The sequence below is a fragment of the Pseudoalteromonas sp. genome, from assembly GCF_041613455.1.
Classification (GTDB): domain Bacteria; phylum Pseudomonadota; class Gammaproteobacteria; order Enterobacterales; family Alteromonadaceae; genus Pseudoalteromonas.
In genome coordinates, this window is record NZ_JBFJHD010000126.1 from 1 (window position 1) to 9,029 (window position 9,029).

A 9,029-nucleotide genomic window follows, 5' to 3' on the forward strand; every position below is an offset into this window, starting at 1 on the left:
ATGGCTAACTGAAACTGTCGCGACTCACTATAAGCAACCGCAATATTGCCATACACTTGAGCCACACCATCTTCATCACCTAACTGTTGAAATACTTTTAATACTTCGCGATACATCTCCAATGCCGAATCATAGCGCGACAAGCGAATGTAGATGCCGGCAATATTATGTAAGATATCCGCTTTATCTTGCGCACTGCCCTCTTTTTCGTAGATAACTTTAGCTTGTTGATAATAATCTAATGCCACCGCCATATTATGCATTTCAAAGTAGGCTAAACCGATATTACTTAACAAATTAGCCTGTTTTAGCGAGTCTTTTAGCTGTATCGCAAAAGCTAAAGCTCGACTGTATTCAACCACAGCTTGTTGCACTGCACCTTGGTAATAAAGCACCACGCCTTGCATTTTTATCGCTCGAAAATGCAACGCTGGTAACGCCTCAAAGGCTGTACTACGCTCTAGCTCTTTGTAATATTGCAATGCATTTGGCAGATCATTGGCATTAAAGGCGTATTCAGCTAAGTGACTATAAATAGCCACTTGCTGCTGATGGGGTAAACTTTTTTGTGCGAGCAGGGAATTAGCAAGGTCTTGTTTTTCTGACCAGCTTTGTGCCTGGTTAAATTGCGCCAATAAACTGCTGACTGGTGCTGAAAAAGTGGCGCTAGAAAATATGCTTAATAGCACGATACTGCCAACAACAAAAAGGTGCTTAAAGTGACCGCGCATTATTACATCCTTGAAACTGTTGTCGCTGCTATGATAGTTTCCTCAAGATACACTAATTACTAGATTGTAAACAATGCTTAACCCGCTGATAGATGAGATTTTTGAGCTAATTTTGCTAAAAAAAGCCTGGATGGTGCATACGTTAGCGGCAGAGTTAATGCGTCGCGGGCATATCAGTTCACTTGATCCAATCCCAGAGCGTGACTTATTTAAGCGTAACTTTTTAATTATGAATGCACTTTACCAGTTACAACAGCAGCTGCACACAGCGCAGCAGTTAGTGCTAGGCGGAGCGCATATAGAACTCATTTCAGTAACAACCGATGCCATGCTAGCTAAACATGATCCACTGCGTGATTATTATTTGCAATGGCAAAACTTCGAAACCTCGTCGGCTGAAATAGCAGCACTCTTAACTGATTTTTGGCGGCGCTTCAATCAACAAACTAATGTCGATAACGCCGTTACTATAGACACTCGCACGCAACTACTTGCGCAGTGGCAATTACCGCAGCACAGCACTTTAAAAGCAGTGCAAAAACGCTGGCGACAATTAGCACTGCAACACCATCCCGACAAAGCTAATGGCGCTGCACACACTTTTAGGCAGTTAAAAACGCAGTATGAACAGCTCAAAGCAAGCTACTCAATTTAGCGGTGTTTCGCTGTATCGCGCTATTTGTCGGCACAGCTCGCGAATTATTAGCGCGTCAGACGACGGGCGCGAATTTTTCGCCCTTTAATATTACCTTCGGTTAACTTTCGCAATGCAACTTTAGCTGCGTTACGCTCCACAGCCACAAACGCAACATTATCTAGTACATTAATTTTACCCACTTGACGCCCGGCCACACCTTCTTTACCCGTTAACGCTCCTAAAATGTCGCCCGCACGCACTTTTTGCTTTTTACCTGAATCTAGCATCAAGGTAACCATTTCAGGGCGGTACGGGGGTTTATCGAGTAAATTAAACGCCGGCATAGGCTCAGGAACAATATCGCGCTCATAATGATCGCCAATTTGCGCCACTTTAAATGCTTCGGCTTCACCATAGATAGAGCACGCAATGCCCTTTTTACCGGCACGACCGGTACGCCCAACACGATGCACATGCGTTTGCGTGTCATGCGCTAAGTGGTAATTAATGACCATGTCCATATCGTCAATGTCTAATCCGCGAGCAGCAACATCGGTGGCCACTAAAATTGATGCACTTTTATTGGCAAAGTGAATTAGCGTGCGTTCACGATCGCGCTGTTCTAGATCACCATGCAGCGCCACAGCACTAAAGCCCTCACTGGCTAAGTCGTCACACACCTGTTGTGTTTCTACCTTAGTATTACAAAATACCACACAGCTTTGCGGGGTAAATTTAAGCAGTAACAATTTCAGTGTCGAGTAGCGCTGTTTGTTGTTATCCATTTTATAAAAGTACTGTTTAATGGTGCTTTTAGCTTGTTCTTCTTCCACTTTTACCATCACCGGGTTGCTCAGCACGCGTTTCGCAATGGCTTCTATTGCACGAGGAAAAGTAGCGCTGAATAACAAGGTTTGGCGGTTACTTGGAATGCGTTCAATAATCGCATCAAGCGTGTCTTGAAAGCCCATATCAAGCATTTGATCGGCTTCATCAAGCACTAGCGTTTCAACATCATCCAAGCGCAGCGTGCCCTTACGAATATGGTCATCAACGCGCCCTGGGGTACCAACAATAATATGCGCACCATGTTCAAGTGAGCCAATTTGCGGCCCAATTGATACTCCACCACATAAGGTGAGTATTTTAATATTATGAATACCGCGCGCTAATTTACGCATTTCTACAGCAACTTGCTCTGCAAGTTCACGCGTAGGGCACAACACTAACGACTGAATACGAAAGCGTTTTACATTTAATTTAGCCAATACACTTAAACTAAACGCAGCCGTTTTACCTGACCCCGTTTTTGCTTGTGCAATAATGTCTTTTCCACTGAGTGCGGGCGGTAAACTTTGCGCCTGAACTGGTGTCATGTGGGTATAGCCGAGTGTTGATAAGTTATCAACCAACCCAGCAGGTAAAGCCAAAGATGAGAAAGCGGTTGCGGTCACAGTAAATTCCATTGCAGTAAAAATAAGATGGGAAACGTCCCAATAAATATTGCGCTAATAATAGCAGAGTTCCTAATTGGCAACCATTAAGCATTGCAAAAAAACACACCCAAAGACATTGCAAATGATATTCATTTTCATTAAGATTCACTACGTTTTAACACTCTTACTTGGAAGTAACTAATGAAACTGAGCCCACTTTTTATCGCACTATTAGCAAGTACCACTACAAACGTTTATGCCAACGTAACCCAGATGGAACATATAGAAGTAAAAGGAAGTTATTTTGATGACTATAAAATCGATAATGCCAATGGTGCGATGCGAACCTCAACCTCATTACTTGATACTGCACAATCTGTAACTGTTATTAGCGATACCATAGTGAATGAACAGCTGGCGACTACACTCGGTGAAGTGCTTGCTAACGATGCCAGCTTAACCCCTGGTTCTAAGCAACGTAACCGTGAGGTATTTAACTTACGAGGCTTTGAATTAAGCTCAGCAACCGGTTACTTGCGCGATGGTCACCAACATTGGTCTCATTACCAACAACCTATCGAAATTTTACAGCAAGTCGAAGTGATTAAAGGCCCATCAAGTATTTTATATGGTCAATCGGGTCCGGGCGGCTTGGTAAACATGGTTACCAAAAAGCCCACAGCACAAACGTTATTTAATGCCAGCGCCGATGTTGATCAGCATGGCTCAACGCGCTTTATGCTGGACGCCGGTGGCGCATTAACTGAGTCGGAGGAGCTGCGTGCCCGTGGTATTTTAGTCAAGCAAGATGTTAACTATTGGCGCGAATACCAAAACGGTGAAAACCGCGAGCGCGACCGCTTTTTAGGGGCGTTAGTGGTTGATTATGATATTAGCGATAACGCCTTAGTGCGTGTACATTACGACCGCACAGATGACGAAGCCGGTTTAGATACCGGGGCATGGCTCGATAACAGCGGTAATATCATTGGTGATGATAAAACAATTCGCGATATGTCTTGGGCGTTTACCGATATAACAGTAGAAAACCTCGGTGTTGACCTAGCAGTGTTTTTAACCGATAACTGGCAAGTAAAGCTGGGCTATAACGAACAAACATTTGAGCGTCAGCGCTTTGAATCGGCGCCACGTAAACCAAGTGACTTTATCGAAGGTGATAGCTACAGCTCAAAACCTTACGATCGCTTTGATGACTGGCAGTTTAAAACCGCCTTTATTGACTTTATTGGTGACTTTGAAACGTTCGGAGTGCAGCACCAATTGCTCATTGGTGCAAATTCGCTTGATTATTACTATGGTCAATTAAAAACCAATGCCGATTCGTTTGCGTTTAGCGCGGGGCAAAACGAGCCAGCTCGCCCTAACATAAGCTATCACAGCGACGATACTTTATACTCGTCAAGCTACGACTACTACGGAGTTTACCTGCAAGATTTAATTAGCTTCTCCCCCGAGTGGCAAGTGTCAATGGGTGGCCGCTACGACAAGCAAACTAAAGAAAACGGCAATAACGAGTCGTTCGTGCCAAAATTTGGCGTGTTATACCACCCTAACGCCTCAGCGACTATTTACACCAGTTACTCTGAAGGCTTTGAGCCGCAAAACGAAACTTTAGTCAATAGTAATGATGTTAATAATGGTATGAAGCTCGATGCAATTACCTCTGAGCAAAAAGAAATTGGTGTAAAATGGCAATTGTTTAACGACCGCTTAATGCTCAGTGCTGCGCTGTTTGATATTAGTAAAACAGGCACTTTAGTGAGTGAAGACCTTGCTAACCCTATGGGTGATATTACTAGTATTACCACGCAAGCGGGCGAACAACGCCATAAAGGCTTTGAATTAGCCGCGCAAGGGGCCGCCACCGATCGCTTGTTCGTGATGGCATCAACCATGTACTTAGATGCTAACTATGAGCGTGATGCAGCATTACAGGGTAAACGCCCTACCGATGCGCCAAAGTGGTCGGCATCACTTTGGACTCGCTATGAGCTAAATGATGCAATTGCCTTTAATGCCGGTGCATTTTACGAAGGTGAACGTTATGCTGATAACGCTAACACGGTCACTAAAGAGGCTTATACCCGTGTCGATGTGGGAGCAACCTATAAAATGCAACTCAGTAATACCGACATTAAGTTACGCCTTAATATTGAAAACCTGTTTGATACTCACTACCTAGCCGGTGGTGGCTTAAACAACGTAACGGTAGGCGAAGGCAGCAGTGTGCGCCTTGCCGCGCAATTTAGTTTTTAACGCTGTTAGCTACTTTACACCGAGCCCTTATAAACTGGTTATAGGGGCTTTATTGTTACTCACACTCGACATACTTACTTACAGTTTGTAGCTTTACCTAATCACCCCGTTGTTTTACTTTAGTAAAAACAAGGAGTGTGCTTAACATGCTATTATTCAATATCGGACAGTCATTTTCCCACTTTTCAAACATAAAAAACTGCCACAGTGTGGCAGTAATAGCTACCATTTAGTGAATAACAGCCGCTTTTTACGCTTTACTCTGCTGCCGATACTGCCTTTAAAGCTCAATTACCACCGTGAATGCTACCAGTGTGGTTACACCGCAGCTACGGCAATAAAAAAGTTGCCACTGGTTGAGCAGCTAAGCTTACCTAAATACTGTTTAGGCTTAGTGTTAATACTGGGGTTAAGCAGTTACATTTATCAGCAACAGCTGCATGACCAAGTCACTAAGTTGACTTATTTAAGCACGCCAAAAGCCTACGATACTTACTTAGTACATGCCGATAAATTTACCGGTGAACCTTGGACGCCGAGCAATTTAAAAGTGGCACAAGTCGTCGAGTTTGATCAACAATTGATTACCTTTCAGGTGAGTAACTACAGCTATAAGCGCAATAACGGCATCACCATGGCGATGCGTACTAGCCTATTGGTACAAAAAGATTATTTTTCAGCTAACACACTGACCTTACCGCGTAATCAAGTGGCGCAGTTATACCGCACTGGGGCGATTTACGACATCCTGCGCCCAAAAGCTTATACCCTGTACGGAGGGTTTGTAATGTTTCCTCCTAAACCTAAACCGCTGTATAAAGGATTAAAGCTAGATGACAACAATCAGCAAGGGATCAACTATTATAAACAAGGGTTATACGCTGAAGCGCTGCGCCGTTTTACATTGGCAGCCGAGGCCAACTCCCCTTGGGGGCAACTCAATTTAGCGCAAATGTATCGCGATGGTGAAGGCGTAGAGCAAAACAACCAACACGCTATTTACTGGTTTAAAAAAGCCAGTGAGCAACATAACCGTAAGGCAGCCGACGAACTAAGTCGCTTATGCGCTCAAGTAAGCTGCGAATAATATCTTCACTGCCATATACCGTGGTTACTTATGCTGATTAAATACTTTGCTATAAGCCACATGCAATAAGGCCACCACCATACCGGCTGCCACCCCCAATAAACCATCAAACAGCAATGCCGATACCAGCTCTCCCGGCGTGCCTGCCACTGTTTGCGCGTACGTTGTAACGGCTAGGCGGCTATGATGCAAAACTGCAACACCGTGCACTAAAATACCGCCGCCCACTAAAAACATGGCGATGGTGCCAGCCACCGCTAAAAACTGCATTAATCGCGGTGCTGCAGCCAATAACGCTTTGCCTAGGTATTCTTTAAATTTATTTTCCGATAGTTGCGATTGCTTGAGTAAATACAAGCCCGCATCATCAAGCTTTACAATGGCCGCCACTAAGCCGTATACCCCCACGGTCATAATTATCGCTATAACACACAGTACCAATGCTTGATTTAGTAAACTTGCCGCAGCCACAGTGCCCAGTGTTATGACAATTATTTCGGCTGAAAGAATAAAATCGGTTCTAATTGCGCCGCTTATTTTTTGTTGCTCGTATTGCACTAAATCTAATCTTTCGCCCGTCTCATTACTGCTTTCGCCATGCGGTAAAAATTTTGCGAATATTTTTTCCGCCCCCTCAAAGCATAAAAACAATCCGCCGGCCATTAACAAAGGGGTAATCAACCAAGGTAGCCACACACTAATTAGCAAGGCTGCCGGCACTAATATCGCTTTATTTAGTAAAGAGCCTTTGGCCACCGCCCATACTACGGGTAACTCCCTGTCGGCTGCGACACCGGTCACTTGCTGGGCATTTAACGCTAAATCATCGCCCAGCACACCCGCGGTTTTTTTGGTGGCGATTTTACTCATGGTCGCAATGTCATCGAGTAGCATAGTAATGTCGTCTAATAATGTTAAAAGGTTTGCACCGGCCATATCACGCTCTAATAAAAAAAATAATATTATCAACATAGCGTAAAGCGCTATTTTCACCAACGGTTAATTTTGCTTTGCTATGCTGGTTAAAATAACGACTCAAACAGTACACTTAGTTACTGCTTGTAAAGGAGGAATCCATGAAGTTGCTTCTGGTTATTACATTGGCCACTCTGAGTGTAGCCGCATGTAATGAACCGCAAACGAGTACTCACTACGTATGCAATCAGCAAATAGCGACAGTAACGACGATTAATGCGCATTCAGCTTGGCTGACCTTCAATAATAAACGCTATAAGCTGAGCCATGAGCAAAATGCATCTGGGGATAAGTATATTAACGACCATGTACTGTTTTGGGGAAAAGCAAACGAAGCAACGCTTATTATCAACGGCACGCGTTACCGTTGCCAAACACAGTGATGCAGGTTGCAACAAGGCGCTGCTATTTACGATACTGCGCCATTAACGGCACATGCAATTTTACGCTACTTGGGTATAATACCGATTAACTTTTTTGCTTAGTAGCGGCCCATAATGAAATACAAAGATCTGCGTGATTTTATCGATTTACTGGAAAAAAGAGGTGAGCTTAAACGCATCTCTCAGGAAATCGACCCGTATCTTGAAATGACCGAAATCGCCGACCGCACCTTGCGTGCTAAAGGCCCAGCGTTGTTGTTCGAAAACCCCAAAGGGTACGATATTCCTGTACTCGCTAACTTATTTGGCACCCCTGAACGCGTAGCTATGGGCATGGGTCAAAAAGATGTTAGCGAATTACGCGAAGTGGGTAAGCTGTTGGCATTTTTAAAAGAGCCAGAGCCACCTAAAGGTATTAAAGAAGCGCTTGGGCAACTACCGGTTTATAAGCAAGTGCTTAATATGCCAGCCAAAGAAGTGAAAAAAGCCCCCTGCCAACAAGTCGTGCTAGAGGGTGATGCGGTCGACTTAACTAAGCTTCCGATTCAACATTGCTGGCCAGGCGATGCAGCCCCACTGATCACTTGGGGTCTCACAGTAACCAAAGGACCCTATAAAAAGCGTCAAAATTTAGGCATTTATCGCCAGCAATTACTCGGTAAAAATAAAATAATTATGCGCTGGCTCTCGCACCGTGGTGGCGCACTCGATTTTCAAGAGTGGTGTAAAGAAAACCCCGGCCAACCCTATCCGGTATCGGTGGCACTGGGTGCCGATCCAGCCACCATATTAGGGGCGGTTACCCCTGTGCCTGATACGTTAAGCGAATATGCCTTTGCGGGTTTACTACGCGGCAGTAAAACGGAAGTGGTTAAATCAATTTCTAACGACTTACAAGTGCCGGCAAGTGCCGAAATTGTACTTGAAGGCTACATTATGCCAGGAGAAATGGCACCCGAAGGGCCGTATGGCGACCACACTGGCTACTATAACGAAGTCGATGACTTTCCGGTTATGACAGTCACCCATATGACCCATCGCAAAGATCCGATTTATCACAGCACGTTCACTGGTCGCCCGCCTGACGAGCCAGCCATTTTAGGGGTGGCGCTAAACGAAGTGTTTGTACCTATATTGCAAAAGCAGTTTCCTGAGATTGTTGACTTTTACTTGCCGCCTGAAGGTTGTTCGTACCGCATGGCTATTGTTACTATGAAAAAGCAATACCCAGGTCATGCAAAGCGCGTGATGATGGGGGTGTGGTCTTACTTACGCCAGTTTATGTACACCAAATTTGTGATTGTGTGCGATGACGATATTAACGCCCGTGACTGGGAAGATGTGATTTGGGCGATTACCACTCGCATGGATCCTGCGCGCGATACGACGCTTATTGAAAATACTCCAATCGACTATTTAGACTTTGCTTCCCCGGTATCTGGGCTTGGTTCAAAAATGGGCATGGATGCAACCAATAAGTGGCCGGGTGAAACAACGCGTGAA

General features: G+C 44.6%; 7 protein-coding genes and 1 pseudogene. 5 read left to right on the plus strand and 3 right to left on the minus strand.

Annotation, left to right across the window (positions count from 1 at the left end; genetic code table 11):
• Positions 1 to 731 (minus strand): tetratricopeptide repeat protein (locus ABYB02_RS11585; protein ID WP_372762606.1); only part of this gene is annotated, 731 nt, incomplete at its 3' end.
• Positions 732 to 804: 73 nt separating this feature from the next.
• Here ABYB02_RS11585 and ABYB02_RS11590 point away from each other — a divergent pair.
• Positions 805 to 1,386: a DNA-J related domain-containing protein gene (locus ABYB02_RS11590; RefSeq protein WP_372762607.1), complete on the plus strand. Its 582-nt coding sequence runs from the start codon at positions 805 to 807 to the stop codon at positions 1,384 to 1,386.
• 47 nt (positions 1,387 to 1,433) lie between these two features.
• Here ABYB02_RS11590 and dbpA read toward each other — a convergent pair whose 3' ends face one another.
• Complete coding sequence (dbpA, locus tag ABYB02_RS11595) at positions 1,434 to 2,822, minus strand: ATP-dependent RNA helicase DbpA (RefSeq protein ID WP_372762608.1); 1,389 nt, start codon at positions 2,820 to 2,822, stop codon at positions 1,434 to 1,436.
• Between the two features lie 183 nt (positions 2,823 to 3,005).
• On the opposite strand from dbpA, the gene ABYB02_RS11600 reads away from it, so the two are divergent.
• Complete coding sequence (locus tag ABYB02_RS11600) at positions 3,006 to 5,081, plus strand: TonB-dependent siderophore receptor (RefSeq protein ID WP_372762609.1); 2,076 nt, start codon at positions 3,006 to 3,008, stop codon at positions 5,079 to 5,081.
• Between the two features lie 146 nt (positions 5,082 to 5,227).
• Positions 5,228 to 6,168, plus strand: a pseudogene (locus ABYB02_RS11605) (tetratricopeptide repeat protein).
• A 24-nt stretch (positions 6,169 to 6,192) separates the two neighbouring features.
• Here ABYB02_RS11605 and ABYB02_RS11610 read toward each other — a convergent pair.
• Positions 6,193 to 7,104 carry a DUF808 domain-containing protein gene (locus tag ABYB02_RS11610; protein ID WP_372762612.1) on the minus strand — a complete coding sequence of 304 codons (912 nt, stop codon included), beginning with the start codon at positions 7,102 to 7,104 and terminating at the stop codon, positions 6,193 to 6,195.
• A 140-nt stretch (positions 7,105 to 7,244) separates the two neighbouring features.
• Between ABYB02_RS11610 and ABYB02_RS11615 the strand changes: the two genes are divergently transcribed.
• Positions 7,245 to 7,526 (plus strand): MliC family protein, encoded by a 282-nt coding sequence (locus ABYB02_RS11615; protein ID WP_372762610.1) that lies wholly within the window; start codon positions 7,245 to 7,247, stop codon positions 7,524 to 7,526.
• 114 nt (positions 7,527 to 7,640) lie between these two features.
• The coding region (ubiD, locus tag ABYB02_RS11620) for a 4-hydroxy-3-polyprenylbenzoate decarboxylase (protein ID WP_372762611.1) at positions 7,641 to 9,029 on the plus strand (1,389 nt) is incomplete at its 3' end.

Bases quoted from the DNA above. Each gene is read 5' to 3' on its own strand.
- ABYB02_RS11590 (WP_372762607.1), top strand. From the start codon at position 805: ATGCTTAACCCGCTGATAGATGAGATTTTTGAGCTAATTTTGCTAAAA.
- ABYB02_RS11600 (WP_372762609.1), top strand. From the start codon at position 3,006: ATGAAACTGAGCCCACTTTTTATCGCACTATTAGCAAGTACCACTACA.
- ABYB02_RS11610 (WP_372762612.1), bottom strand. From the start codon at position 7,104: ATGGCCGGTGCAAACCTTTTAACATTATTAGACGACATTACTATGCTA.
- ABYB02_RS11615 (WP_372762610.1), top strand. From the start codon at position 7,245: ATGAAGTTGCTTCTGGTTATTACATTGGCCACTCTGAGTGTAGCCGCA.